The organism is Gemmatimonas sp. UBA7669, from assembly GCF_002483225.1.
GTDB lineage: Bacteria > Gemmatimonadota > Gemmatimonadetes > Gemmatimonadales > Gemmatimonadaceae > Gemmatimonas.
Genome location: NZ_DLHL01000044.1, coordinates 36,830 through 62,513 on the forward strand (window position 1 = coordinate 36,830; position 25,684 = coordinate 62,513).

Annotated in this window: 20 protein-coding genes; 13 read left to right on the forward strand and 7 right to left on the reverse strand. The window is 66.7% G+C overall.

Going from position 1 to position 25,684, the window contains the following annotated elements:
- Positions 1 to 3: 3 nt before the first annotated feature.
- From B2747_RS12250 to B2747_RS12260, 3 genes are read left to right on the forward strand one after another with little or no spacing between them, the layout of a single operon-like run.
- The gene (locus B2747_RS12250; protein ID WP_291161158.1) at positions 4 to 1,026 is read left to right on the forward strand and encodes a dipeptide epimerase; all 1,023 of its coding nucleotides are present in this window, start codon (positions 4 to 6) and stop codon (positions 1,024 to 1,026) included.
- Positions 956 to 3,349, forward strand: a complete 2,394-nt coding sequence (gene priA / locus B2747_RS12255; RefSeq protein ID WP_291161161.1) for a replication restart helicase PriA — start codon at positions 956 to 958, stop codon at positions 3,347 to 3,349. Before B2747_RS12250 ends, priA begins: the two co-directional genes overlap by 71 nt.
- Before the next feature lie 21 nt (positions 3,350 to 3,370).
- Positions 3,371 to 4,531 carry an aminotransferase class I/II-fold pyridoxal phosphate-dependent enzyme gene (locus B2747_RS12260; protein WP_291161164.1) on the forward strand — a complete coding sequence of 387 codons (1,161 nt, stop codon included), beginning with the start codon at positions 3,371 to 3,373 and terminating at the stop codon, positions 4,529 to 4,531.
- A 189-nt stretch (positions 4,532 to 4,720) separates the two neighbouring features.
- On the opposite strand, the gene B2747_RS12265 is transcribed toward B2747_RS12260, so the two are convergent.
- Positions 4,721 to 5,311 carry a YceI family protein gene (locus B2747_RS12265; protein ID WP_291161167.1) on the reverse strand — a complete coding sequence of 197 codons (591 nt, stop codon included), beginning with the start codon at positions 5,309 to 5,311 and terminating at the stop codon, positions 4,721 to 4,723.
- A 209-nt stretch (positions 5,312 to 5,520) separates the two neighbouring features.
- Between B2747_RS12265 and B2747_RS12270 the strand changes: the two genes are divergently transcribed.
- The 3 genes from B2747_RS12270 (at position 5,521) to B2747_RS12280 (ending at position 7,479) form a co-directional block, all read left to right on the forward strand.
- Positions 5,521 to 6,204 carry a hypothetical protein gene (locus B2747_RS12270; protein WP_291161172.1) on the forward strand — a complete coding sequence of 228 codons (684 nt, stop codon included), beginning with the start codon at positions 5,521 to 5,523 and terminating at the stop codon, positions 6,202 to 6,204.
- A gap of 4 nt (positions 6,205 to 6,208) precedes the next feature.
- The gene (locus tag B2747_RS12275) at positions 6,209 to 6,676 is read left to right on the forward strand and encodes a Fur family transcriptional regulator (RefSeq protein ID WP_291161174.1); all 468 of its coding nucleotides are present in this window, start codon (positions 6,209 to 6,211) and stop codon (positions 6,674 to 6,676) included.
- Between the two features lie 77 nt (positions 6,677 to 6,753).
- Complete coding sequence (locus tag B2747_RS12280; protein ID WP_291161177.1) at positions 6,754 to 7,479, forward strand: cytochrome c biogenesis CcdA family protein; 726 nt, start codon at positions 6,754 to 6,756, stop codon at positions 7,477 to 7,479.
- A gap of 107 nt (positions 7,480 to 7,586) precedes the next feature.
- Here the strand turns inward: B2747_RS12280 and B2747_RS12285 are convergent, their stop codons facing one another.
- From B2747_RS12285 to B2747_RS12295, 3 genes are all read right to left on the reverse strand, one after another.
- The gene (locus B2747_RS12285) at positions 7,587 to 8,273 is read right to left on the reverse strand and encodes a ferritin-like domain-containing protein (RefSeq protein WP_291161180.1); all 687 of its coding nucleotides are present in this window, start codon (positions 8,271 to 8,273) and stop codon (positions 7,587 to 7,589) included.
- An 8-nt stretch (positions 8,274 to 8,281) separates the two neighbouring features.
- Positions 8,282 to 9,034: a ferritin-like domain-containing protein gene (locus B2747_RS12290; protein ID WP_291161183.1), complete on the reverse strand. Its 753-nt coding sequence runs from the start codon at positions 9,032 to 9,034 to the stop codon at positions 8,282 to 8,284.
- 108 nt (positions 9,035 to 9,142) lie between these two features.
- Complete coding sequence (locus B2747_RS12295) at positions 9,143 to 10,945, reverse strand: ABC transporter ATP-binding protein (protein ID WP_291161186.1); 1,803 nt, start codon at positions 10,943 to 10,945, stop codon at positions 9,143 to 9,145.
- Between the two features lie 92 nt (positions 10,946 to 11,037).
- Between B2747_RS12295 and B2747_RS12300 the strand changes: the two genes are divergently transcribed.
- A complete protein-coding gene (locus B2747_RS12300; protein WP_291161189.1) occupies positions 11,038 to 11,907 on the forward strand; it encodes a hypothetical protein in 870 nt (289 codons plus the stop codon).
- Between the two features lie 185 nt (positions 11,908 to 12,092).
- Here the strand turns inward: B2747_RS12300 and ggt are convergent, their stop codons facing one another.
- Entirely contained in the window at positions 12,093 to 13,907 is a 1,815-nt protein-coding gene (gene ggt, locus B2747_RS12305) for a gamma-glutamyltransferase (RefSeq protein WP_291161191.1), read from the reverse strand.
- A gap of 35 nt (positions 13,908 to 13,942) precedes the next feature.
- Complete coding sequence (locus tag B2747_RS12310; RefSeq protein ID WP_291161193.1) at positions 13,943 to 14,683, reverse strand: hypothetical protein; 741 nt, start codon at positions 14,681 to 14,683, stop codon at positions 13,943 to 13,945.
- Between the two features lie 175 nt (positions 14,684 to 14,858).
- On the opposite strand from B2747_RS12310, the gene murQ reads away from it, so the two are divergent.
- Genes murQ through B2747_RS12325 form a run of 3 tightly spaced genes read left to right on the forward strand, consistent with a single transcriptional unit; the run spans position 14,859 to position 18,475 of the window.
- Complete coding sequence (gene murQ, locus B2747_RS12315) at positions 14,859 to 15,788, forward strand: N-acetylmuramic acid 6-phosphate etherase (protein ID WP_291161196.1); 930 nt, start codon at positions 14,859 to 14,861, stop codon at positions 15,786 to 15,788.
- Positions 15,785 to 16,975 carry an anhydro-N-acetylmuramic acid kinase gene (locus tag B2747_RS12320; protein WP_291161199.1) on the forward strand — a complete coding sequence of 397 codons (1,191 nt, stop codon included), beginning with the start codon at positions 15,785 to 15,787 and terminating at the stop codon, positions 16,973 to 16,975. The genes murQ and B2747_RS12320 overlap by 4 nt, the downstream gene beginning before the upstream one ends.
- Positions 16,976 to 16,996: 21 nt before the next feature.
- On the forward strand, positions 16,997 to 18,475 hold the full coding sequence (locus tag B2747_RS12325; protein ID WP_291161202.1) for a glycoside hydrolase family 3 protein: 1,479 nt from the start codon (positions 16,997 to 16,999) through the stop codon (positions 18,473 to 18,475).
- 14 nt (positions 18,476 to 18,489) lie between these two features.
- On the opposite strand, the gene B2747_RS12330 is transcribed toward B2747_RS12325, so the two are convergent.
- A complete protein-coding gene (locus B2747_RS12330; RefSeq protein ID WP_291161205.1) occupies positions 18,490 to 19,704 on the reverse strand; it encodes a PP2C family protein-serine/threonine phosphatase in 1,215 nt (404 codons plus the stop codon).
- 197 nt (positions 19,705 to 19,901) lie between these two features.
- Between B2747_RS12330 and B2747_RS12335 the strand changes: the two genes are divergently transcribed.
- The 3 genes from B2747_RS12335 to B2747_RS12345 are packed head-to-tail and all read left to right on the forward strand — an operon-like array spanning position 19,902 to position 25,485.
- The gene (locus B2747_RS12335; RefSeq protein WP_291161208.1) at positions 19,902 to 21,890 is read left to right on the forward strand and encodes an N-acetylmuramoyl-L-alanine amidase family protein; all 1,989 of its coding nucleotides are present in this window, start codon (positions 19,902 to 19,904) and stop codon (positions 21,888 to 21,890) included.
- A 17-nt stretch (positions 21,891 to 21,907) separates the two neighbouring features.
- Positions 21,908 to 24,967 carry a hypothetical protein gene (locus B2747_RS12340; RefSeq protein WP_291161210.1) on the forward strand — a complete coding sequence of 1,020 codons (3,060 nt, stop codon included), beginning with the start codon at positions 21,908 to 21,910 and terminating at the stop codon, positions 24,965 to 24,967.
- 29 nt (positions 24,968 to 24,996) lie between these two features.
- Positions 24,997 to 25,485, forward strand: coding sequence for a gamma carbonic anhydrase family protein (locus B2747_RS12345; protein WP_291161213.1), 489 nt, complete (start codon positions 24,997 to 24,999; stop codon positions 25,483 to 25,485).
- The last annotated feature ends 199 nt before the right edge of the window (positions 25,486 to 25,684 follow it).

A 25,684-nucleotide genomic window follows, 5' to 3' on the forward strand; every position in this document is an offset into this window, starting at 1 on the left:
CCCATGCAGCTGCACGCCGAGATTCTCACCGTTACCACGCGGCATCCCTTCATCATCGCCCGTGGTGGACAGAGCAGCTACCGCACGGTGTTCGTTCGCCTCGTGGACAACGATGGCGCGGAAGGCTGGGGAGAAGCGGCGCCAAGCCGCTACTACGGGGAGACGGCCGACTCCGCCTTGCTGGCGGTGCAGCAGTTTGCGCCGGTTCTGGCCAACGCGGATGCGTGGTCGCTCGACGCCATTGAGCGCGAACTCGAAAAGACCCTGCGTGGCAATGCGGCCGCGCGCTGTGCCGTGAGCGCGGCGCTGCATGATCTGGCGGCGCGCCGGCTGGCGGTGCCGCTCTGGAAGTACTGGGGGCTCGATCGATCGGCCGCGCCGCGCTCGAGCTTTACCATCGGCATCGCGCCTGACGAGGCGACTTTGCGCGCCCGTGTCCGAGAGGCGGCGCACTATCCCATTCTCAAGATCAAGCTGGGCTCGCACTGGGATCGCGAGGTCTTGCGCATCGTGCGGGAAGAAGCGCCGCGGGCTCAGCTTCGTGTTGATGCCAACGCGGCGTGGACCGCCAAGCAGGCGCTTTCCATGCTCGACGCCTTGCACGACGTGGGCGTGGACATGCTGGAGCAGCCACTGCCTCCCCAGGATCTCGCCGGACTGCGCTTCGTTCGTGATCGGGCAGCCATTGCCGTGGTGGCCGACGAGTCCTGTCTCGTGGCCAGCGACATCCCCAAGTTGGCCGGCGTGGTGGATGGCGTGAACATCAAACTGGCCAAGTGCGGTTCGCTGCGTGAGGCGCTGCGCATGATTGCAGTGGCGCGCGCGCACGACATGCGCGTGATGTGTGGCTGCATGATCGAAACGACCCTGGGCATTGCGGCAGCCGCACACTTCTCGCCGCTGCTCGACGACGCCGACCTCGATGGCGCGGCGCTCCTGTCTGACGATCCTTTCGATGGGCCGGGCATCCCCAACGGGCAGGTCACGCTCGGCGACGCACCGGGGCTTGGTGTCACCCGGCGCTGATCAGACCGGCGTTGATCTTACCGGCGTTCACCAGACCGGCCTTGACGTGACCGGTGGCGATCGCTGTATAGACGTCGCCCTGCCGGTCCCGCTGTTTCGGAGTTTCACGTATCGGGTGCCGGCACACCTGGCGTGGCCCGTGGAGCCTGGTACGCGGGTGGTGGTCCCGTTTCGGAATCGTTCGGAGGTTGGCATCTGCCTCGGCCCGTCCGCTCCACCACCGGGCGTGACGATCAAGGCGGTGCTGTCCGTGCCCGATGACGTGGTGTCGCTGCCGGCTCCGCTGCTCGAGACCGGACGATGGATTGCCGACTGGTATGCGGCGCCCATCGGTCTCACGCTGCGCGCCATGCTGCCGGTGGCGCTCGCGCAGGCCGCAACACCGCAACCCAAGTCACGTACCCAGCGGGTGGTGCGACTGGTATTGGAGCTCCCATCGCTCATGCAACGCGAGCAACTCTTTGCGCGCGCGCGGCAGCAGCGGGTGGTGTACGATCTGCTCGAGTCGCAGGGTGGCGAGGTGCCCTTCGACGCCCTGTGTGCGCAAGCGCAATGTTCACCCGGTGTGATTGCCGCGATGGTCAAGCGCGGCATCGTGGAGCTGCGCCAGGTGACCCAGTCGCGCGATCCGTTTGCTTCACGTACCGGCGTGGCGCCTCCGCCCGAACCGTCTGCGGCGCAATGTGCGGCCATCGATGCCATTTTGCGCGGCGATCCGGGGCAGGTGTTTCTGCTGCATGGCATTACGGGCAGCGGCAAGACGCTGGTGTATATCGAGGTGCTGCGGGCCGTGCTGCAGCAGCCACAGCGCACGGCCATTGTGCTGGTGCCCGAAATCGCACTCACGCCCCAGACCGTTGATCGCTTTCGCGGCGCGTTTGGTGATGATGTGGCCGTGCTGCATTCGGGGTTGTCAGACGGTGAGCGTCTCGACGCCTGGCAGGCCTTGCGGCGCGGCGAGCGGCGCATTGCCGTGGGCGCCCGCTCGGCGCTCTTTGCCCCACTCGAGCGCGTCGGCGTGGTCATTGTCGACGAAGAACACGAGGGCAGCTACAAGCAGTCGGAAGCGCCGCGCTATCATGCGCGCGAAGCCGCCATCGTGCGCGCACGGGCAGAGGGCGCGTTGGTGGTGCTGGGCAGTGCCACGCCGTCGCTCGAGAGTTGGGAGCGCAGCGAGCGCGGGCAGATCGTTCGCCTGACGCTGCCCGATCGTGCTGCTGGCGCGCAGTTGCCGCCGGTGCAGGTGGTGGATCTGCGTGCGTCCACACGGGACGCCCTGGCGAAACGCGCGCCCAACCTGCCGTTCGACGAGTCACTGGGGGTGCTCAGTGCACCGCTGGCCACGGCCATCGGTGCACGACTCGAACGCGGCGAGCAGACCCTGCTGCTGCTCAACCGGCGCGGCTACTCGGCGTTTGTGCAGTGTCATGCCTGCGGGGACGTGAGCGCCTGTCCCCATTGCAGTATCTCCCTCACCTATCATCGCACGCCCGAAGCGCTGGTGTGTCACTATTGCCAGTATCGTACGGGCGTGCCGACGGCATGTGGTGTGTGTGGCGAGAGCACGCTGCGCCGGCGTGGATTGGGCACCCAGCAGGTGGAGCGTGTCGTGAGCGAACGCTTCCCCACAGCGCGCGTAGCGCGCATGGATGTGGATACCACCAGCGGCAAGTGGGCCCACTCCCGCATTCTCGATCAGGTGGGCCGGGGCGAGGTGGACATTCTGCTGGGAACGCAGATGATCGCCAAGGGACTCGACTTCCCGAATGTGACGCTCGTGGGAGTGGTCGATGCCGACACCGGCCTCAACCTGCCGGACTTCCGCGCCTCGGAGCGCACGTTTCAACTACTCAGCCAGGTTGCGGGGCGTGCCGGTCGTGGTCCCAAGGGCGGCGAGGTACTGGTGCAGACTCGTCTCCCCGATGCCCATGCCGTGCGTCACGCGCTGCGTCATGACTATCGGGGATTCGTGCACGAAGAGCTGGGACATCGCCGTCAGCCCATCTATCCGCCGTTTGTGTCGCTCACCAACGTGGTGGTGAGTGGCAGCGAGCAGCGCGCCACCGCCAGCGCCACCCAGGCTGCGGCCGAATGGGTAAGGGAGCTCGTGCAGCGTCGTGCCTTGCGGGACATCACACTCGTGGGGCCGGCGCCCTGTCCCATCGATCGCATCAAGGACCGCTGGCGCTGGCACTTTCTGCTCAAATCGTCGAGTCCCAAACTCATGTCGCGGGTTGCACGCTACGTGGCCGAACGCTGTCCGGTGCCAGCCGAGGCGTCAATCCGACTGGTGGTGGACCGTGATCCGGTGAGCCTGTTGTAGGCGCGCATTACATTGCAGGGCATGACTCCGCACCCGCTTGATCGCATTCCGCCCTACGTGTTTTACGAGCTCGACGCCCGGCGTGCCGCCATGCGCGCAAAGGGCCGCGCGCTCGTTGATGTTGGCATCGGGAGCCCTGATGGGCCCGTGCCCGAGGTTGTGGTGCAGGCCATGCGTGAGGCGGCTGGTGAACGCAGTGTGGCCGGCTATCCGCACTTTCAGGCGCATCCGCAGTATGCGGAGGCCGTCGCGCGGTATCTCGAGGCGCGCTTTGGTATCTCGGTCAATCCGGCACGGGAGATGCTGGCGCTGGCAGGCTCCAAGGAAGGCATTGCCGAGCTGCTGCTGTCGCACTGTGGCCCGGGCGACGCGGTGCTGATTCCCGAGGTGTACTACCCGGTGTATGCGCGGGCCACACAACTGGCCGGCGCCGAGCCCGTCTTCGTGCCGTTTACGCGTGACGGTGGACTGGAGCTCGAGGCCATTCCTGCGGATGTACTGGCACGAGCGCGCGTGCTGCTCATCAACTACCCGGGCAACCCCACCACGCAGGCCGTGTCACTCGACGAATTGGCGCGCTATGTGGCCTTTGCGGAGGCGCACGACCTGCTGCTGCTCAGTGACCTAGCCTACAGCGAGTTGTCGTTCGACGGCTACGTGGTGCCCAGCGTGCTCCAGGTGCCAGGTGCGTCGCGGGTGGCGGTGGAAACGCACACCTGCAGCAAGAGCTTCAGCATGGCCGGCGTGCGCATCGCGTTTGTGGCGGGCAAGGCCGAGGCCATCGCGCGTCTTGATGCCTATCGCTCCAACATCGGCTACGGTGTGTCGACGGTGGCGCAGTTGGCGGGAGCCGCAGCGTTTCGTCATCACGCGACGCTCGTGCCGGAAACGGTGGCGCGCTATCGCACACGGCGCGATGTGGTGGCCGCGGCATTCAATCGCGGCGGATGGGCGGTGGAAGCGCCACGTGCCACGATGTACTTCTGGCTCGACGTACCCTCCGGCGTGGATGACTGGGCCTGGGTGGATGCGCTGATGGAGGGCCCAGGTGTGGTGGTGACGCCGGGCATTGCATTTGGCGCCGCGGGACGCGGCAAGTTCCGAATCAGTCTGGTGCAGCCGGAGGCGTTGCTGGAAGAGACGGTGGCAGGGATTGTGGCGGTGCGGCGGGCTTTCGCGTAGCCCTCTGGATTGGTTGGAACAGAAGGGGTGAGGATCGGAGGATCGGAGGATAAGAGAGGCGGGCGTCGGGGGACTCTGATGCTGTGAGTCCCCCGACGCCCGCCCCTCCAATTCTCGGATCCACCGATCCTCACCCCTTCAGTTCAACCCATCCGGCGGGAGGCGCGAACTCGGAGCCCCGTCTCGAGATCAGTTGGCCGGCTTCGGCGCGTTGAGCGCGATATCCCACTGCACCTGCACGTCCTTCTGAATGGGGTTGAGCTTCGAATCGTAGGACACGCCATAGGCCATGCGGTCGATCACGAAGCTGCCCTTGAAGCGACCCGCGCCCTCCTCGTAGAACACCATCGTCGCCGGCACCGTGATGCGCTTGGTCGTGCCGCGCACGGTGAGGTCGCCCGTGATTTCCAGCGCGTTGGCCGCGGCCTGCTTCACGCTCACCGACTTGAAGGTGATGACCGGGTGCTTCTCGACGTCGAAGAAGTCCGCGCTCTTGAGGTGTCCATCGCGGCGTTCGTTGCGCGTGTTGATGGACGCGGCATCAATGCTGATGCTGACGGAAGACGCGGACCAGTTGGCCGGATCCAGCTTCACGTCGGCGTCCCACTTGCCGAAGAAGCCGTGCGCGGAAAGCAGACGCGAGTCGGCGACGAAGTTGATTTCACTGTGCGCCTTGTCGACGACGTGCGGCTTGGCGTCAGGCAGCGGACGGGCGGCGGCCAGCATGGGCAGCGCGAGCGCAAGCGCCGCGAGGCGGATGGAGCGAGTCTTGGTGATCATGGCAACTCCGGAGGCGGTGTGTTTGTGGGACTGATAAAAGGCACAGCAACTGTTCATAACTGAGATTTAGTGAAACCAAGAGAGGTCCGCAAGGGGCAGGCCTGTTGGGGGGGGCCGCAGTCGGCGATTTTACAAGAATGTTGAGGGAGCGAGCCCCGTTCCCCCGCAGTTCCTCGACCTTGGTATAGATGAGCGTTCCGGTTCCTGACGTGTCCGAAGACCAGGTGGCGCCGCCGGCGCCCCATGTCCCCGACCGGGCCGATGCGCCGGTGTCTGAGGTGACGGAGCGGTTTCTGCGGGCAGTGATTGCGGAAGTGCCACTCGAGCTGATCGAGGAGCTGCACCTGTTCTCGCCACTCCGTCAGGGAACGGTCGAGACGGGGATCGCGGTGCTGGCGGCACGGAAGGCGGCGCCCATGGCGGAAGAGCAGCTGGAGTTGGCGGAGGAACAGCAAACGGCGATAGCCGTAGAAGCAGAAGCCGTTGCGCCGGAAGCCGAGGGGGCTGAACAGCAAACGGCGATAGCCGAAGCAGCAGAAGCCGTTGCGCCGGAAGCCGAAATAGCAGAAGCCGAAGGGGCAGAACCTGCCGTTGAGGCTACTGCCGTTGAGGCTACTGATGTCGAGGCTGCTGAAGTCCCGGCTGCCGCAGTTTCACCCCGACTGCCTTCGACCCAACGCCACACCGTGTTCACCGCCCGCTACCGCTACGTCATCAAGGGGCCCGAGCGCGGCAAGTGGGAGGCCAGTCTCAAGGCGGAAGCCGACGCGCCCCTCATCACCGTGGAAACCGTGGTGCGTGGCGTGCAGCGCCGTGCCGGCGAGGAGTCAGAGATCGTTCGCTACTCGGCCGCGCAAATCGCGCGCGCTTTGCGTCTGCCGCTCAACGCCTGACCTCATGAGTCACGAGAGTGATGCGGCCGCGATTGATGCTGATCGCGAGGCGTTCCGCAACTATCTGCGTGATCACAACCTGCCGGCCACGGCACAGCGGCTGGTCATCGCCGACGTGGTCCTCGGCACCGATCGGCATCTCTCGGCAGAAGAGGTGGCCAGCGAAGTGAAAGCTCGTGGTGCGAGCGCGGGCACGGCCACGGTCTATCGCACGCTCGAGGTGCTCGTGCGAAGCGGTCTCGTGGTGGAACGGGATTTTGGTGAGGGCTTCAAGCGATACGAGGCGTCCCGTGGTGTGCCCAATCACGAACATCTCATCTGCACCGTGTGTGGGCGGGTCACCGAGTTCCGCGACGAGCGCCTCGAGCGCATGACCACGTTGCTCGCCGAGGCCCACGATTTCTCGCGGCAGCGGCACCGCCTGGTGATCTACGGACTGTGCGGCGACTGCCGCCGCGGTCCGGCGCGTTGATCACCAAGCGCGGATCACCAGGCGCTGATCGCTGATCAACTCCGATACACGCGTTCCCCACTCTGCTCCGCACTCTCATGGCTCCTGAGTCCCTGTCACTCTTTGTCGCGTTCACCGCCGGTCTGCTCAGCTTCCTGAGCCCCTGCGTGCTGCCGCTGGTGCCGAGCTACGTCACGTTCATCACGGGCATGGGGCTCGACGATGTCTCGCGTGCGCGACGCACCGCACTGGTGCATGCCCTGCTGTTCGTACTGGGCTTCACGTTCATCTTCGTGGCGCTTGGCGCCGGCGCGAGTGCGTTCGGGCAGTTGCTGCGCGAGTATCGCGTCTGGATTGCCCGCGTGGGCGGTGTGCTCATGGTGCTGATGGGCCTGTGGATGCTGGATGTCATCCGCATCGGCGCCCTGCAGCAGGAACGCCGCATGCACCTGAGCGACAAGCCGCTGGGCTACCTCGGCACCGTCGTGGTGGGCATCGCGTTTGGTGCCGGCTGGACACCCTGTCTTGGCCCGACGCTTGGCGCCATTCTGCTGCTCGCCGCCAACGAATCGGAGTTGGCGAAGGGCATCACGCTGCTCATTGCGTACTCGCTCGGACTTGCGGTGCCGTTTCTCCTCAGCGCGCTGTTGCTCGATCGCTTCCTCGGCTTCTTCCAGAAGTTCAAGCACAACATCGGACGCGTAAATCGCATCGCGGGCATTCTGCTGGTGCTGGTGGGCATTCTGATGTTCACCGGCTGGTTCGAGCGCCTGGCGGCGTGGTTGCAGCCTCTCACGCCGGCCTTCCTCGTCGAACGCATCTGATCCGCCGCACACCACCGCACAGACAAACAGGGCAGACCACCGCGAGGTGATCTGCCCTGTGTTTTTCGTGTGACCGCCGCGGCGTGTTCTGCCGCGCGTTGATGCGATCAGGTCAGGAACGGCATGACGATCGCCGTTACCTGCTCCTTGGTCAGCGGCTCATCAAACGCCTCCGTGGCCGCCATCACACCGCCGTTCGCCGAGAAGCCCGGCAGGGAGGACAGCGCCACTCCGCCCTGCGACGCCAGCTCTTCACCGTCGTAGATGCCCTGCGTGAAAGCCGGCAGATCCTCGCGGCTGTTGCCCACGATCCAGCCCTTCTTGCCACGCAAGCGTCGCACCTGCGCCGCATGACGCGCTTCCACCGAGTGAATGGACAGGGCGGCGCTCAACACTGCCTTGTCGCTGATCAGGCGCGCCGCCTGACCCTTGTAGGCTCGCACGCCAGTGTCCTCAAAGGCCATGGCCAGCGCCTTGAACGTTTCGTACTGACCACTGGCAAACGCAAACCCCTGCAACGCGCCCTTGGCCGTGTAGTCGAACGTCGGCTTGGCGATGGGGGTGGCGCCCTTGCCGCTGATCACGGCCTGCAGGGCTTGCACGTGCACGGCCTCATGCTCGGCGATGGTGCCAAACACCACACGGTCAGCGGTGGGAATGAGGTTGGAGGCCGCCATGCCGCGCTGATAGAAGTCGGCTTCGAGGTATTCCAGGAGCAGGGCGAACTGCAGCACGTCGAGCACATCCGACGGATTGCTGGCGCTGTCGAGTACCGATGTAAGTGAAGGAGCCATGGTCGTCGTCACCCGTTGTTGTTGGGTCCCTGCACAAACGTGCTGGGCGCGTTGGCAAAGCCGAGACGGTCGACGACGAAGCCCTGCGCCGCGCCGGCCACCTTGCCGGGCGAGAACACGTCGTCAAAGGCGGTAGGAGAGAACGCTGCGCTGCCAGGCGCCAGCAAGTCACGAATGACGGCGGCGTGGCGCGCCTCCACACTCACGATCTTGCCGGCGAGTGTGAGGAAGGTGCCTGAGGCGAGATACTGGCCGGCGCCATTGTACGCCGCCACGCCGAGGTCTTCGAACGTGCGCGCGGCAGTGAGCACCGACACACGATCGCGGAAGTTCACGCCCGGATACGTGGGAGAGAGCGTGAAGTCATTGCTGCTGCCGAGGGCTGCCTTGAACAGTTCGCGGTGCTGTACTTCGTGATACTTGATGTCGAGCAGAATGGCCTTCTCGGCCGCCGTCAGATTGGATTGATCGAAGGCGGCGACGGCCTGCGTGTAGAAGTCCGCCTCGAGCTGCTCGAGGGCATACGCGAACTGCAGGACCGCCACATCGCCCTTGGCAAAGTCGATTGTGAGCGGGGAGCCGCTGTTGGGTGTGGCTGGCGCCATGGGCGCCATGGGATTGTCATCGCTGCAACCGATGAGTGCCGTGGGCAGGAGCACCAGGCTGCCGCCCATGGCCATGAGCTTGAGCACTTCGCGGCGCGAACGCAGGCTGCCGAGGCTGGCAGCGTCGCCGACAGTGAGAGAAGGTCGCGTGGACATGCACACTCCGGGTAGCAAGTCGCGTCAACACAGGCGCCGTGCCTGCTGGACGGATGGGCTACGCCGGAATGCGGCAGCCGGATGTATGCAATCTTCAGACGCCCCGGGTCAGGCGGCTTCGATGTCCTCGAGCCACTGCTGGCGCTGCAGCAAGTCTGCATATCGCCCGCCGAGGCGGGTCAGGGCGTCGTGTGTGCCCGACTCCACAACACGCCCGTGCTCGAGGACGACAATGTGCTCGGCGTCACGCACGGCACTCAGACGATGCGACGCCACCAGCGCGGTGCGACTCGCCAGCGCGTCGCGCAGACCGTGCAGGATGGCGGCTTCGGTTTGGGTATCCACCGCCGACAGCGCGTCGTCGAGCAGTACTACCGAGGGATTGCGTGCGAGGGCGCGGGCCAGCGCCGTGCGCTGCTTCTGTCCGCCGGAGAGATTGATGCCGCGTTCGCCGAGCCGCGTGGCGAAGCCGTCTGGCAGACTGTTGATGGTCTCCAGCAGCTGCGCGGTGCGTGCCGCCCGTTCGATACCCGGCAGTACCTCGTCACGCTGCGGGTCTCCACTGTGTTGCGTGAGGCCGTAGGCCACGTTCTCTCCAATGGTCTCACTGAACAGCAGGGCCTCCTGCGGCACCGCACCAAGCTCCTGGCGCCATGGACCGAGGGCCAGCTCGGTGAGCGGTACGTCATCCACGAGAATCTCACCCTCCTGCGGATCGTAAGCGCGCGTGACCAGATCGAGCAGTGCGCTTTTGCCCGAGCCCGTTGCACCGACAATGGCCAGCGTGCTGCCAGCAGGTACGTCAAAGGTCAGGTCACGCAGCACCCAGCGCGGCGTGGCGCCATCGGCCGCGGGGTAATGAAAGCCGACACCGCGAAAGCTGAGGCGTCGTCCCACGCTGGTAGGTGGCAGCACCTTCGTGCCGCGATCGTGCACGAGCACCGGCTCGGCATCGAGCAATTCGAGTACACGCGCGAGACTGGCCGATCCGCGCTGGAAGAGATTGGTGGTCCAACCCAGAGCAATCAGTGGCCAGGTGAGCATCGCGAGGTAAATGCCGAAGGCCACAAACTCGCCAACGGTTATGCGGCCCTGCAGCAGCTGCGTTCCACCCACACCCACCGTAATGGCGCCGCCCAGGCCGGCCAGCAGCGCGAAGCCGGGACTCATGAGCCCATTGAGTCGGGCGAGGCGCATGTTGCTGGCGAGGTAGGTCTCACCCATGTGACGAAAACGCTCGACCTCGGCCTCTTCCTGCCGAAAGGCACGCACCACCCGCACACCGGACAGGTTCTCCTGCGCGCGTGTGGTGAGCTGCGAGAACTCCTGCTGCACGGCCTCAAAGCGTGCGTGTACGAGGCGACCGAGGCGCAGCATGAGCAGCGGCAGGCCGATCATGGGCAGCAGTGCCCACAGCGTGAGCGAAGGGCTCAGGCGCAGCATCATGCCGAGGGCAAAGAGCCCGCCGGCCACTGTGTTGACGAAGTACATGAGGGCCGGGCCGGCCGCCATGCGCACGGCGCTCAGGTCGTTCGTGAGGCGCGCCATGAGGTCGCCGGTGCGCCAGCGGGCGTACCAGGCAGCGTCGAGCCTCGTGAGGCGGGCAAAGAGGTCACGCCGGAGATCGGTCTCAATGCGTCGACTGAGGCCGTTCAGCAGCTCCCGCATGACGAAGCGCAGAAAACCGGCGGCCAGCGCCGTGGCCAGCATGAGCAACGCCGGTCGCATCACATCGCGAGTGTGAGCTCCGTCACGAATGGCGTCGATCCCGCGCTGTAGGAACCCCGGGACGAGGGTAGATAAGGCAGCCGCGATAACAACTGAGGCGAGGCCGACCGCAACTTGCCCCCGGTACGGGTGGTAATACGGGAGGAGACGCCGAAGGACCCGCGGCGACCGCACTGTTGGCATCCGGGCCCGTGTCCCCTTAATTCGAGGGAGTGGTGCGAACGGCCTCTGCCAACAGCCCCTCTACTGCGACCCTTTTCAAACGGAGTGCGCTCATGCGTCAATATACCCGACCGATCCGAACCGCGGCGCTGTTGTCCACGGTGACCCTGCTCACGTTGGCGGCCTGCGGTGGCAAGGCCGACGAAGGCGACGGTCTGGCCAGCGACACGGCCCTTGGCCGCGACCTGGCCCTGGCGCAGCAGGATTCGGTGCAGCCGCAGTTGCAGGATGTGCCGCCGGCCGCCGAGCCCACCACACCGCCTCCGGCAGCCACGACGCCGCGCCCCAGTGCGCCGCGTCCTGCCACGCCGCGTCCCAGCACGCCAGCCCCTTCGCGCCCGACGACTGGCGGGACGACGCCCGCGCCCGCACCCGCGGCTGAGGTCACCGGCACGGTGGCAAGCGGTACGGCCATGCGCTTTGCGTCCAACGCCAAGGTGTGCACCAACGGCACCAGCGTCGGTGAGAAGTTCACGGCTTCGTTGAGCGAAGCCGTGCCGGCCAGCAACGGGATTTCCATCCCGGAAGGCGCGACCGGTACCTTCGAGGTGGTCGAGGCGAAGAACGCCAAGAACTCCAACGACAACACCTACCTGCGTGTGCGACTGGTGTCGGTGACGTTTGGTGGCAAGACGTATCCGGTGGAAGCCACGGTGCAGACGGCCAGCACGGAGCGTGTGCGCGCGGCCACCAAGGGTGATGATGCGAAGAAGGTGGCCGGTGGTGCCATTCTCGGCGCCATTGCCGGTCAGGTGATCGGCAAGAACACCAAGGGCACGGTCATCGGTGCGGCGGCGGGTGCGGCGGCCGGCACGGCGGCGGCTGCTGCCACGGCCGACTACGCCACCTGCCTGAACAGCGGCGCGACGGTGGCCGTGACGCTCGACGGTCCCATCACGGTGCGCCCCGCGGCGACGCCGTAACTCTTCGCGGGATCATGCGGCAAGGCGGAGAAACAGCAACAGCCTTGTCGCGGATTTCGCTGAAACAGCACGGAAACAACACGGATCCTGGCCCTTTTGTGGCGCAGGATCCGTGTTGTTTCTGCTTCATCCGTGTCATCCGCGACAAGGCTGTTTCGATCTTGCCGTTTTGAGAAGCCTTGGAGTCAGTACCCCACCGCGCCGCCACTTCGTCGCGGTTCGGGAACGCCTTCCCATCCGCCCTTCACGCGCATGATGGCGTTGACGTTCACGAGCGCGCGCAGCTGACGCATGGCGTGTCCCATGCCGCGCAGCGAGTCGAGCACGGGCGGTGCAATGCCACCGGCCTCGAAGGTGAGCGAGTCGGGCAGGGCCTGATGATGAATACGCGGAGCGCGCATGGCATCCATGAGCGTCATGCGATGCTGAATGACGTTGAGAATGACCTGGCTGGTGCCCGTGATGATGGTGGGCCCACCGGCCGCGCCCACCACCAGCAACACCTGGTTGTCACGGTCGAGCACGATGGTTGGCGACATGGCGCTCAACATGCGCTTGCCGGGCTGGATGGCATTGGCCTCGCCCTGTACAAGTCCGAACATGTTGGGCGTGCCGGGCTGCGCGGCAAAATCATCCATCTCGTCGTTGAGCATGAAACCGGCACCGCGCACCCACACCCCACTGCCCCAGGAGTTGTTGAGTGTCGTGGTGGTGGCCACGGCATTGCCCGCTGCGTCCACCACGGAGTAGTGCGTGGTGTGCTCGGGTTCGCGCGGCAGCGCCTGCATGCGCGGTTCGAGCTCACGCGTGGGCGTGGCGCGCGTGTCGCTGATGGTGCCCTGCAATTGCCGCGCATAGGTCTTGCTGGTGAGTTGCGCGAGCGGCACCGGCACAAAAGCCGGATCGGCCAGCTTGGCGTTGCGGTCAATGAAGGCGCGCTGATAGGCGCTCCCCACGAGGTGGAACCAGCGCGTGCTGCCGTACGCCGGCAGCGTGGGATACTGCTCGAGAATGTTGAGTGACTCGGCCGTCGTCACACCGCCCGAGGATGACGGCGGCATGGACAGCAGCGTGTATTCGCGGAAGTTCGTGCGAATGGGCGCGCGCCACACCGGCGTGTAGCGGGACAAATCTTCACGCGTGATGATGCCCTGACCGCGCTGCATTTCGGCCACCAGCGAGTCGGCCACCCAACCCTTGTAGAAACCGGCCGCACCGTATTGCGCGATGGCTTCGAGCGTCCGCGCGAGATCGGGCTGCACGAGGCGCGCGCCGGCGGCGAGCGGCTCGCCATTCGGGAAGTAGGGCGTGTTGCGCTGGTAGCGCGTCACCATGCTGCGGGCGCGCGCAATCGAACCGGCCAGGGCCGTGTCCACCACGAAGCCTTCGCGCGCCAGCCGAATGGCCGGCTGCATGACACGGGACAGCGGCATGGTGCCGTAGCGTTCGAGCAGCGCGCTCAGGCCCGCCACCGCGCCCGGTACCCCCGACGCGAGATGCCCATACACACTCTTGTCGGTGAGCTTGCCGTTGGCGTCGAGATACATGTCGCGTGTGGCGGCGAGCGGCGCAATCTCGCGATAGTCGATGGCCGCCACGCGTCCGTCCGCGAGACGCAGCACCGTGTATCCGCCGCCACCAATGTTGCCGGCCTCCGGCCAGGTCACGGCCAGGGCAAAACCCAGGGCCACCGCGGCGTCCACGGCATTGCCACCGGCGCGCATGATTTCCGTGGCGGCTGCCGACGCCGCGGGGCTGTTGCTCACCGCCATCACCTGCGGCGCAAACGTGGCCGGCTGTCCCGCGGGCAGTCGCCAGCCTGCGGGGAACGTCGGCGTCATCCGCGCGGGAATGGCCGGATCTCCCGGCGGTCCGGCGGGTGGGAGTCGCACATCGGTGGCACCGCCACCCGAGCCGCGCGAACAGGCCACCAGCAGCAGCGAAGCCAACATGCACGGCGCGACCTGCCGCGTCACGAGCAAAAACGACGAAAACATCATGGGGAGTGTCGTTGCGTGAAGAATCAGAGGAGGAGTCAGAACGCGAAACGCAGCGACGCGCGCGTGTTGCGCATGCGCCAGGTGCGTTCGAGCGAAGACGGCAGATCGGTCTTGCTGTGCCAACCCATGCCGAAGTCCTGGACGATGGCCACATCGAAGCCGTTGGACAGTCCATAGCCCACACCGAAGCCGAGGGCGCCGGACAAATCGATCTGCTGCGTCTTGTTGCCGATGGGCAGTGCATCACTGCGCGTGCGCAGGTTGCGGAACACGGTCACGCCGCCCTGCGCTTCGAACACCGAATGAAATCCCGGGCCACCACCAGAGCGGAACTGCCCCATGGCCGTCCACAGCTCCACCTGTGCCTCACAGCCGTTGAGGCAGGGCGCATCCGGGAGTTCCGGCACCGCGGCGTCGGCAAACGGCGTGAGTGCCACATCCACCAGGCCATATCCGGCGGTTACGCCGAGGGTGGAGCGCCCCTCGAGCACCTTCTCGAGCGAGGCGCGCACCTGCCACAGCGGGTCGTTGCCAAAGCTCCACGTGGACTGCGTCGCGCCATCGTTGATGTTGCCCAGGACCACGCCCGACGCCCCACCGCTGAACCACCAGCCCGGCGCGCCGCTCTGCCGCGGTGGCATGCTGGTGGGGGAGCGACCACGGATCTGGGCGAGCGCGGGCGCTGCGGTCAGGCTGCTGGCCAGCGCGAGGCCACCTGAGAGCAGTGCGGCCAGTCCGAACGGGCGAAAGACGCGCAACAGGGAGCGTTGGGGCATGGCAGGAAGGAGGGACGAGGGGCAGGGCACACACGACGTCAGAGCGGGTTGCTTCCGGCTCACGACGGATCCTAGCTTTGGGGATACCGCGCACCGATGCCTGCACGACACGCGCTGAATACTCGCCGCGCGCGTGGCATTCCGCGACCCCGGCTCCCCCTTTCCTCGCACTGTCGTGTCCGCACCGCCGCTTGATCCCCGCATTACCGAACGTCGCAATCCGCGCACCGTCGACATCGATCTCGCGACGCCGCTTGGCATCGTCGATCTCATATCGGCCGAAGACCGCAGCGTGGCCGATGCCGTGGCCAGCCAGCGCGAGGCCATTGCCGAGGCCATTGCGGCCATCGAAGCCAGCTTCCGCCACGGCGGTCGTCTGTTCTACGTCGGCGCCGGCACCTCGGGACGACTCGGCGTGCTCGACGCGAGTGAGTGTCCGCCGACCTTCGGCACACCACCCGGCATGGTCATTGGCATCATTGCCGGTGGTGATCATGCGCTGCGCAATCCCATCGAAGGCGCCGAAGACGATCCGTCGGCCGGCGCTGCCGTGATGGACCAGCACGACGTGCAGGCGGTCGACGTGGTCATCGGCATTGCTGCATCGGGCACCACACCCTACGTGCGCGGCGCACTGGGCCGCGCCCGCGCACGCGGCGCCACGACGGGGCTCATTGCCTGCAGCCCACCGCCTGATGCCATGCGGGAAGTGGCGGACCATGCCATCGTGCCGGTCGTCGGGCCCGAGGTGCTGACCGGCTCCACGCGACTCAAGGCGGGCACCGCCACCAAGATGGTGTGCAACATGCTCACCACCGGCGCCATGATTCGCATCGGGAAGAGCTACGGCAATCTCATGGTGGACCTGCGTGCCACCAACGTGAAGCTGCAGGACCGCGCCGAACGCATCGTGTGCGAGGTCACTGGTCTCGATCGCGAACACGCGCGACAGCTGCTTGAAAAGGCCGAAGGACGCGTCAAGCGCGCGCTGGTCATGCATCATCTCGCGGTGGATGCACACACCGCCGACGAAAAGCTCGAGGCGGCCGGCGGCGTCGTGCGTCGCGTGGTGCCGCATGCGCCGCCGCCGGTACTGGGCGCGTGACCGTGCACCGCCCGCAGGCTGCGCCCTCCGCCAAGGGTATGGTGCTGGTGGGGCTCATGTCCGGCACCTCGCTCGATGGCATCAGTGCGGCGGCCGTGCAGTTTCACGAGCCGCCCGGCGCACGGGTGCAGGCCCGTCTCCTCAGTTTTGTACACACTCCCTACGAGGCCTCGCAGCGCGAGCGACTCGAACGTGCCATGCACGAGGGCTCGGCGCGCGAGTATTGCCGGCTGCATGCCGACCTTGGTGCCTGGTTGGGTGACGCAGCGGCGGCGGCCATGCAGGAAGCGGGCTTGTCTCCCGACGACGTGAGCGCGGTGGCCTCACATGGTCAGACGCTCTGGCACGAGCCCGGACACAGTACCTGGCAGCTTGGGGATGCCGCGCAGATTGCCGAGCACAGTGGCTGTGCGGTGGTGCACGACTTCCGCGTGCGCGACATGGCGGTCGGGGGACAGGGCGCGCCGCTCGTGCCCATGGCCGATCGTCTGCTGTTTGCGCACGAGACCAAGTGGCGCGCGCTGCAGAACATCGGTGGCATTGGCAATGTGTCGCTCGTGCCGCCGGTGAGCGCGACCGACCAGGCCGTGCTGGCATTCGACACGGGCCCCGGCGTGGTGGTGCTCGACGCGGTGGTGCGGCGCCTGTTTGCGCAGCCCTTCGACACCGACGGCCACATCGCCCGGCGCGGTCGTGTGCTCGAGTCGGTGGTGCGTGAATTGCTCGATCTCCCGTATCTGCAGGATGCGCCGCCCAAGAGCACGGGGCGGGAGTTGTTCTCGCCAGCCTTCGTGGATGCGTTCATCGCGCGTGGTCGTGCTGCAGGCGGACGGGATGAGGATCTGGTGGCGACCGCGGCGGCGTTCACCGCCGCCACCATTGCCGACCAGTACACGCGCTGGTTGCCCACGCCGCCGGCCGAGGTGGTGGTCTCGGGCGGGGGAGCGCGTCATCCCCTGCTCATGGCGGCGCTCGAGGGGGCTTTTGCCTGGCATCATGAGCGATTTGCGCGTCCAATGCCCGCTGTTCTGCCCTTCGATGCGTTATTCTTCAACGCTGAGGCCAAGGAGGCCGTGGCTTTTGCCCTCCTGGGTTATCTCCATCTGACCGGTCGGCCGGGCAACGTGCCCAGTGCCACCGGTGCGCGGGCGCCCCGCACACTGGGTGCGTACACGCCTGTCCGTTGACCCGTACGTCGAGTTGAAGTCATGAGCGAACCGTCGCGCAGCGACCTCGCGCAGTTGCTGCTGCCGATCATCCGGTGGACCCCTGAACGCGGGTTCGCTGACGCCCGTCCGCTCATCGACGAAGCCCTCGAGCTCGGTGTCGGCGGTTTTCAGCTCGTGGGTGGTGAGCAGGATGGCGTGCGTGCTCTCGCCAAAGAACTGCAGCTCAAGAGTCGTCATCCGCTGCTCATTGCGGCGGAACTCGAGCGTGGGGCAGGGCAGCAGTTTGCCGGTGCCACCGGATTGCCGCCGCTGGCCGCCATCACGGCCATGGGTGACATCGAAGCGCTGCGTCGCGCCGCGCGATTGACCGCGCGTGAGGCTCGCACGATGGGCGTGAACTGGAATCTTGCGCCGGTGTGTGATCTCGACTTGCTGGGCGAGAACCCGCTCATCGGCGCGCGCGCGCTTGGCAGCGATGCGCGCAAGGTGGCGCAGCTGGTGACGGCATGGATTGAAGCCTGTCAGGCCGAGGGCGTGTTGGCCTGCGCCAAGCATTTCCCCGGCATCGCCCGCGTCCTGCGCGATGTGCATCTCGATGCGACCACGGTTGACACACCGGCCGATCAGCTCAAGGAGCTCGATCTGCATCCCTTCCGCGCGGCCATCAGTGGCGGCGTGGCCAGCGTGATGACGTCGCATGTGGCCTATCCCGCGCTCGACAGCGCGCGCGTGCCCGCCACGCTCTCGCGCGAAATTCTGCAGTGGCTGCTGCGTCAGCAGCTCAAGTTCGACAATCTCATCGTCAGCGATGCGATGACGCTGCCCGGTGTCAGCGAAGGACGCACGGTGGCCGAGGCCTGTGTGCTGGCGCTGCGCGCGGGCTGTGATGTGCTGCTTTCGCCCGGTGAGCTGAGCCCGACACTCGATGCCTTGCAGGCGGCGGTGCAGGACGGCACGCTCGATCCCGAGCGAGTGCGGCAGTCGGTGCGTCGTCGTCTCAAGTGGGCGCAGTGGGCCTCACCGCCAAACGACTGGCGCCGGCCCAGTGGTGCGGACACGGCGTGGGGGGCGCTGCTCGCGGACAAGGTGCTGCAGATTGAGCATGGCCCCGTGCCCGCCATGGGGACCGTCACGGAAGTGGCGATTGTCGACGATGACGAATCGGTGGATGTGCGGCGACCCGATCGCACCGGCATCGTGGACGCCATGCGTCTGGCCGGCAACGATGCGCGCATTGTGTCGGCGCCGACAACGGCCAGTGGCGGACCGTTCATCATCGCGCTGTTTGCCGACTATCTGCCGGGCAAGGGCCGGCATCTGCTGCGCGAGGAGACCGTCGCCCAGGTGCAGGCGCTGGCGTCAAAGGCCGAGGCGCTGCAGCGGAGTGTGGTGCTGGTCGGGCTTGGCGATCCGCGCTGGGTGCGGCAGCTCGCCATGCCTTGTCCCACCATTCTCGCGTGGAGCGGCGACCGGGTCATGCAGCAGGCTGCGGGTCGCGGGCTGTTGCGGAAGCGCTAGGACGCTTCGTCGCGTCAGCCCCGATACAACTGCCAGGCGGTCCACACGAGGGCCGCCACCGCCGCGACACCGAGTGTGAGATACACCGGCATGAGCGCACGCTTGCGCTCCTCGAGAACCGGCGGCGTTGCACCCACGAGCGGTACGTCGACCGGTGTGGGGCGCTTGGCGTAGGCGTCGCGCAGCTCTTCGCGGGTCGGCGGCTTGGTGCCGTAACGCGGCGTCGGATCGCTGCGAATGGAGCGTACCGGATCGACCGGTGTCATGACCACGGCTTCGCGCGTGTGGTCATTGAGTGTGCCCGCGAGCGGGAAGGCGTGATAGCCCACACGATCGGTGATGAGCGAATGCTCGAGGCCCTCACCTTCGAACTGCACCGCAATGACGGTGATGTTGTCCGGTCCGCCGCGGCTGTTGGCCAACGCCACCAACTCCCGGCAGAGTGCGCGCACATCGGGATATCGCGTGGCCAGCACCGCCATTTCATCGCCCTTGACGAGGCCCGACAGGCCGTCGCTGCAGAGCAGCAGCAGGTCACCGCGTCGGAGCTGCTGATGCGTGATGTCCACGGTCACATGGGCTTCGGGGCCGAGCGCCTGCAGAATGATGTTGCGGCGATCGCTGACCTCGGCTTCTTCCGGCGTCAACTCGCCGGCTTCGACCAGACGCTGCATGAGCGACTGGTCCTTGGTGAGTTGCCGGGCCTGTCCTTCGCGAATCAGATAGGCACGGCTATCCCCCACCTGCACGACGAACAGTGTGTCGCGCAGCAAGCCGGCGACGGTGGCGGTGGTGCCCATGCCCCGATGCTCGGGGTTCTCGCGGGCGTGCTGGTGGATGCGCGTATTGGCATGCACCGTGGCGTCCCGCAGCGCCTCCGCGAACCGCTGCCCGCTGGGTGGCGCCTCACTCCATTGCTGACGCAATTCCTCGAGCACCAGCGCCCCCGCCATGGAACTCGCCAGTTCGCCTGAGGCGGCGCCGCCCATGCCGTCGGCCACCAGGAACAGCAGGCCATGCGCGTCGGCCGTGATCTCGTGGTACCCAAGATCGAAGTCGAGCGCCGACCCCGTTTCGAGCTCGGCCACGAGGTAGGTGTCCTCGTTGTGCTCGCGGGAGCGGCCAACGTCGGTAAGGGCAAACACACGGGCGACGACCCGGCCGGCAAGCATGTCGCTGGCCGGCGGTTCGCCCGGTGGCGTCTCGTTGTGGGAATCGGGAACGGTCACAGCAACATGGTACGGGCCTGAGCGCTCGCGGGTGACCATGGTCACCCACTGGTCTCCCTACGGACGGGATCGCCGGAGGTTGCACCGACGGCGCCTCGAGCGGAAGGGTGGACGCCCGGCCTCGGATGTCATCCCCGTGTCCCGCAAGACGGCTACAAGATGGCCCACGTTTCAGCCATGGGTCAAATTGCGGGGATATGGCAAACATTCGCTCCCCGCTCCTGTCGGTCCACCGCGGACTGGCTCTCGCCACGATGGCCCTGGGCTGGACGGCCTGTGCCCCGGCTGGCCCTCCGGCGCCCGACGCACGGCCGCAGCCCTCCGAGGCCCGCACCGGGCGCCGAGCGTCAGCGGCACCGCTCGAGGTGGGCCTGCCGCCGGTCCCCAGCGTGCGCGGGGCGCCGCTGGCCCTCTCGGTGCGGTATCCAAGCGACAATCAGCTGCTTACGAGCCGAGACTCCAATTTCGTGCTCGGGGCTGTGGGCAGTGGTGAGGCCACGCTGCGCATCAACGGGCAGACGGTGCCGGTGGCGCCCAACGGGGCCTTCCTGGCCTGGCTGCCCAATCCGTCTGCCGACGCGCCGCGGTATGACATCGAAGTGACTCGCGGCGCCGATACGGTGAAGCGAACGCTGCGGGTGCGCTATGCCGTGCGTACGCCCTTGCCGGCGGGTGGGCCCCTGCGCGTGGACTCGGCCTCCCTGCAGCCCGGGCGCGATACCTGGGCGCGTGCCGAGGAACTGGTTCGTGTGTCGCTGCGCGCGCCGGCCAATGCGATGGTGCGCGTTGAAGGGGCGGGAAAGACGCGGGGACTGAGAACAGCAAACGGCGGGAGCGGGAACGGCGGAAGCCTTGGCTCCGGAAGCCCCGCGGCCGGAAGCCTCAATGGTGGGAGCGCAACTCGTGAGTTGGCGGACGCGGGTGTGATGTGGTCGACCGAGGTGCCGGCAGCATGGTTGGCTGACAGTGGGGCGCCGGCGCGTGTGGTCATTGCACGGGGCAGTGACAGCGTCACGCTGCGTGTGCCGGCGCTGCGTGTGCTGCACCGCGACACGCGGGTGCTGGCGCAGTTGCGCTCCAACATCACCGTGGGCAGCGACACCGACCGCGTGATTGCCGCGCGCACGAACCCTGGCGGCACCTACAAGTGGCTGCTGCTCCCGGGCACCGTGCTCGAAGTCACCGGTCGCCAGGGTCGCAATACGCGCGTGGCGCTCGACGACGCGCTCGACGTGTGGGTGGATCAGGCCGACCTCACCCTGCTGCCCGAAGGCACCGTGCGTCCGCGCCGCGTCAGTGGCGGCTTTCGCGTATCGCCCGCGCGTGAGTGGGTGGACATGGTCATTGCCACTGGTGAACGGCCCGCACATCACGTGGAAGCCGGCGGACGCGAAATCACCCTCACGCTCTACGGCGTGCAGGCCAATCCCGATATCTCGCCCATCTTCGGCACCGACTCACTCATCCGGCGCATCAGCTGGGAGCAGGTCACGAGCGATCGGGTACGCATCACGCTCACCCTGTCGCAGCCGGCGTTCGGTTGGCTCTCGCTCTGGGATGAGGCGCGACGCGCATTTGTGCTGCGCGTGCGGTGTCTGCCTGACATCAATGCGGCGCAGCCCCTCAAGGGGCTGGTGATTGCGGTAGACCCCGGACATCCGCCCGCCGGCGCGACAGGCCCCACGGGGCTGTACGAAGGCGACGCCGTGTTCCCGGTGGGCATGCAACTCGTGGAGCTGCTCAAGGCCCGCGGCGCCAACGCCTTCAGCACGCGATCAAGTCTCGATCCGCTCGGGCTCACCGATCGTGGTGTGATGTCGCGCCGCGCCAATGCGCACGCCTTTCTCAGCATTCATCTCAACGCCCTGCCTGACGGCGTGAATCCCTTCACCGCCAACGGCACCAGCACGCTGTTCTTCCACAACGCCAGTGAGCCACTCGCGCGGCACGTGCAGGATGCGCTCATGGCACGCTTCGGGCTTCGCGACCTGGGCATTCACTATCAGAACCTCGCAGTCGCGCGCCCGACCTGGTATCCGAGCATTCTGGCGGAAGGACTGTTCCTCATGTTGCCCGAGCAGGAGGCGGCCATGCGGGACCCGGCGTTCCAGCGCAAGTATGCTGAGGCGTTGGCCTTCGGTGTGGAGCAGTACTTCCGCGATCTCGCCGACGGAAAGATTCAGTGAACAGCGTTGGCGCCGCCATGCGTATTGCCACGCGTATCGCCGCGCGGATCGCCACGCGTACTGCTACGCTCGTCGCACTGGCACTGGCACTGGCACTGGCACTGGCACTGGCGCTGGCGCTGTCGTTGACGGTGGCCACGGCCCAAGCGCAGGTGGACCCGCGCGGGAGTCTGCGCACGCTCACCACGGCGCATTTGCGTGTGCACTACCCGGTGGCGCTCGACTCACTGGCGCGTGAAGCGGCGCGACATGGGGAGGCCGCGTGGCAGCAGTTGGCGGCATCACTGACCGCGCCGCGTGGCAAGGTGGATCTGCTGCTGCAGGACAACACCGATGTCAGCAACGGCTTTGCGCAGGTCTTTCCGTCCAATCGTGTAGTGATATTTGCCGTGCCCCCGGTGGCCAGTCGCGAGTTGCGCTTTCACGACGACTGGCTGCGACTGGTTATCACGCACGAACTCGCGCACATCTTTCACATCGATCGTTCGCGTGGGCTCTGGCGTGCGGGGCGCTGGGTGTTCGGGCGCAACCCGCTGTTCTTTCCCAACAGCTTTGCGCCAAGCTGGGTGAAGGAAGGGCTGGCGGTGCATTACGAGAGTGCACTCACCGGCAGCGGGCGTGCCGTGGGCACCGAATTCCCGGTGTTGGCCGCGGCCGCCGCGCGGGATTCGGCCCTGCCACCAATGGCGCGTTGGAGTCTGTCCACCACGCGATTCCCGCGTGGACAGACGGCCTATGCCTACGGCAGTCAGCTCATGTCGCGCGCCGTGCAAACGGCTGCGGACTCCGGCGATACCACGGCCCTGCGCCAATACGTGGAGGGCACGGCCGCGTTTGTGGTGCCCTTCGCATTGGGAACGCAATCCCGGCGAGCCTTCGGTATCTCGTTTGCTGACCTGGCGCGGCGCTGGCAGGACTCGCTCATGGCGCCGCAGTCTTCGGTATTCGCTGCGTCACGGGACGGTGGGTGGCACGTGGTGAGCGATGCCGGCTTCTACGCCACGGCGCCGCGCTGGTTGAATGCCGACACCCTCCTGTGGAGCGCCAGCAACGGCCGTGAAGTGAGCGGGCTCTATGTGCACGACCTGCGCGCGCAGCACACGCGCCGCGAGGCCTGGCGCAACAGCCTCGATGTGCAGGCACCACAGCCTGGACACGCCACTGGTCGTACGGTGTTTGCGCAGCTTGAGCGCCGCGATCCGTACGTGCTGCACAGCGATCTGTACGAACGTGTGAACGGACGGGACCGTCGTCTCACCGTGGGCGCGCGGCTGTCGGCGCCCGATGTGCGCGGAGACGGACAGATGGTGGCCGTGCAGGTGGTGCCAGGCAGCACGCGACTGGTGCGCGTGTCGTCCAATGGGCAGCATGTGACCGCACTCACCGAGGTGAAGCCGGGGGAGCAGTGGGCGGAGCCGCGCTGGTCACCCGACGGACAATTCGTCGCGGCGGTGCAGTGGGTGGCACCCGGCCTGCGCCGCGTGGTGTTGCTCGACACGCTCGGAACGTTGCGTCACGTGGTGGCGGGCGGACGGGCGGTGTTTGCCGCGCCGGCGTTTGCTACTGCGGGGCGGCGACTGTTGTGGACCAGTGATCGCAGTGGGCGTATGCAGGTCGAAACCGCGCCGCTGCCTGCATTGGCTGACGGCCAGACGGGCGACACGCTGTCGTGGCGCGGTGTCCACCCTGAGGTGCGAGTGATGCGCACCGGACCTGAGGCGGTGTACGAGCCCAGTGTCTCACCCGATGGCGCACGGGTCGTGGCCTTGTTGCAGCGCGCGCAGGGGTTTGTCGTGGCCACCACGGCGCTCGATACCACTGGGCCCGTGGCGCAGGACACGTGGTACGCCAACACCGCAGCGCTGCTGGCACCCGATGTGCCAACCGTGGTCGCAGCCAGCACACCATACAATCCGTGGCGGTTGCTCCGCCCCACGTACTGGCTGCCGCTGGTTGGCGAAGGGCGTCAGGGCGACGCCACCTTCGGGCTGTCGAGCAGCAATCAGGACATTCTGTCGCGGCACGCCTGGCAGGCCTCGGCGTTGGTGGCGCCATCGCGCCGTGAACTCGACGCCGCCTTTGCCTATCGCTACGCGGGCCTCGGCGTGCCGGTGTTCGATGTGTCAGCCAGTCAGGCCTGGGACGGCACCTTTCGTGTGGTGAATGACTCGAACACCACGCTGGGGTTCGTGGGACGTCGAAGGCAGTTTCTCACCCTGAGCAGCACGTTGGTTGTGCCGCGTGTGCGATGGTCGCTGCAGCAAACACTTGGCGCACAATACGAGCGGCGCGACTTTGTGGCCGACGGGGGCGCCGATTCGGCGCTTGGTCCGTCCACCTCGCTGCTGCGACGTGGCACGCGCTATCCCAGTCTCTTTGCCAACACGGCGTGGTCCACGGCGCGACTCGCGCTGCGTGGCATTTCGGTGGAAGAGGGTGTGACGCTGTCGCAGCAGACGAGTTATCGCTGGCGCGAAGACGCGCCGGAATCGGGTTCGTGGCGCACGCTGATCACGGGACGCGCCTATGTGCCGCTGCCCCTACCGGGCTACGCGCGGCATGTGCTGGCGCTGCGCGCGTCTGCAGGCGTGGCTGATACCCGCACTGCCACCGAGTTCAGTGTGGGCGGCACCAGCGGGACCAGTCTTGAATTGTTGCCCGGCCTTGTGGTGGGCGACCCGTCACGCAGCTTCCCGGTGCGAGGCACGGCGCCGGGTGTGCAGCGTGGCATTCGCGCCCTGGGCGGCACACTCGAGTATCGCGCGCCGCTCACCATTTTTCAGCGACTGGCGCTGCCGTTCACGCTGTTTGCCGATCGCACGTCGTTGGCGCTGTTCAGCGACGCGGCGCGTGCGTGGTGTCCGGGTGCCTTGGCGCGCGTGAACACCGTGGTGTGCGAGGCACCCGGACAGCGAGACGGAACCCTGGCCTCGGCCGGCGCAGAACTCGTGCTGGATCTGGCAGTGCAATACGATGTGCCGTATCGCCTGCGCGTGGGCGCGGCGCGGCCGTATGTGGCGCCAACGGGGATATCGCGCGGCGGCGGGTTCTACGTGACGTTTGGTGGATACTTCTGACACACAACGGACAACGGAGCACACGAGACATGGCAGCCCCCTGGATACATGACACGGCCGTGGTGCTGGGTCAGGTGGAGTTGGCCGACGACGTGAGCGTGTGGCCCACGGCGGTCATTCGCGGCGACGTGGAGCGCATCGTGGTGGGCGCGCGCAGCAACGTGCAGGACGGCGCGGTCATTCACGCCGACCCCGGCATGCCTACGATCATCGGCGCGGACTGCGTGATTGGCCATCGGGCCATCGTGCACGGGGCGGTGCTCGAGGACGGCGTGCTGGTGGGCATGGGGGCCATCGTGCTCAATGGCGCCCGTATCGGGAGTGGCAGCCTCATCGGGGCCGGCGCGGTGGTCACGGAGGGCACGGTGGTGCCCGAGGGCAGCCTGGTGCTGGGCATGCCGGGCAAGGTGGCGCGGCACCTGGATGCGAGCGCACGGGACGTGATTCGGGCCAACGCCGCGCGGTATGTGGCGCTGGCGGGGCGCTATGCGGCGGGCGAAGTCGAGCGGCAGCGCTGAATTGGTGTGAATCGGGGTGAATCGGTGATGCGAGCAAGTCCATGCCGCGCAATGTGAGTGCGAGCAAGCGGGCTGATCGGACACAATGACCAGGCCTTGACAGGTCACAATTCTTGCTGCCGGGACAGTGCCGCGCTGGTGCGCGAACGGTACATGGACGTGAACGTGTAACGCGTTGCAGGACTTATTGTTGGAATCG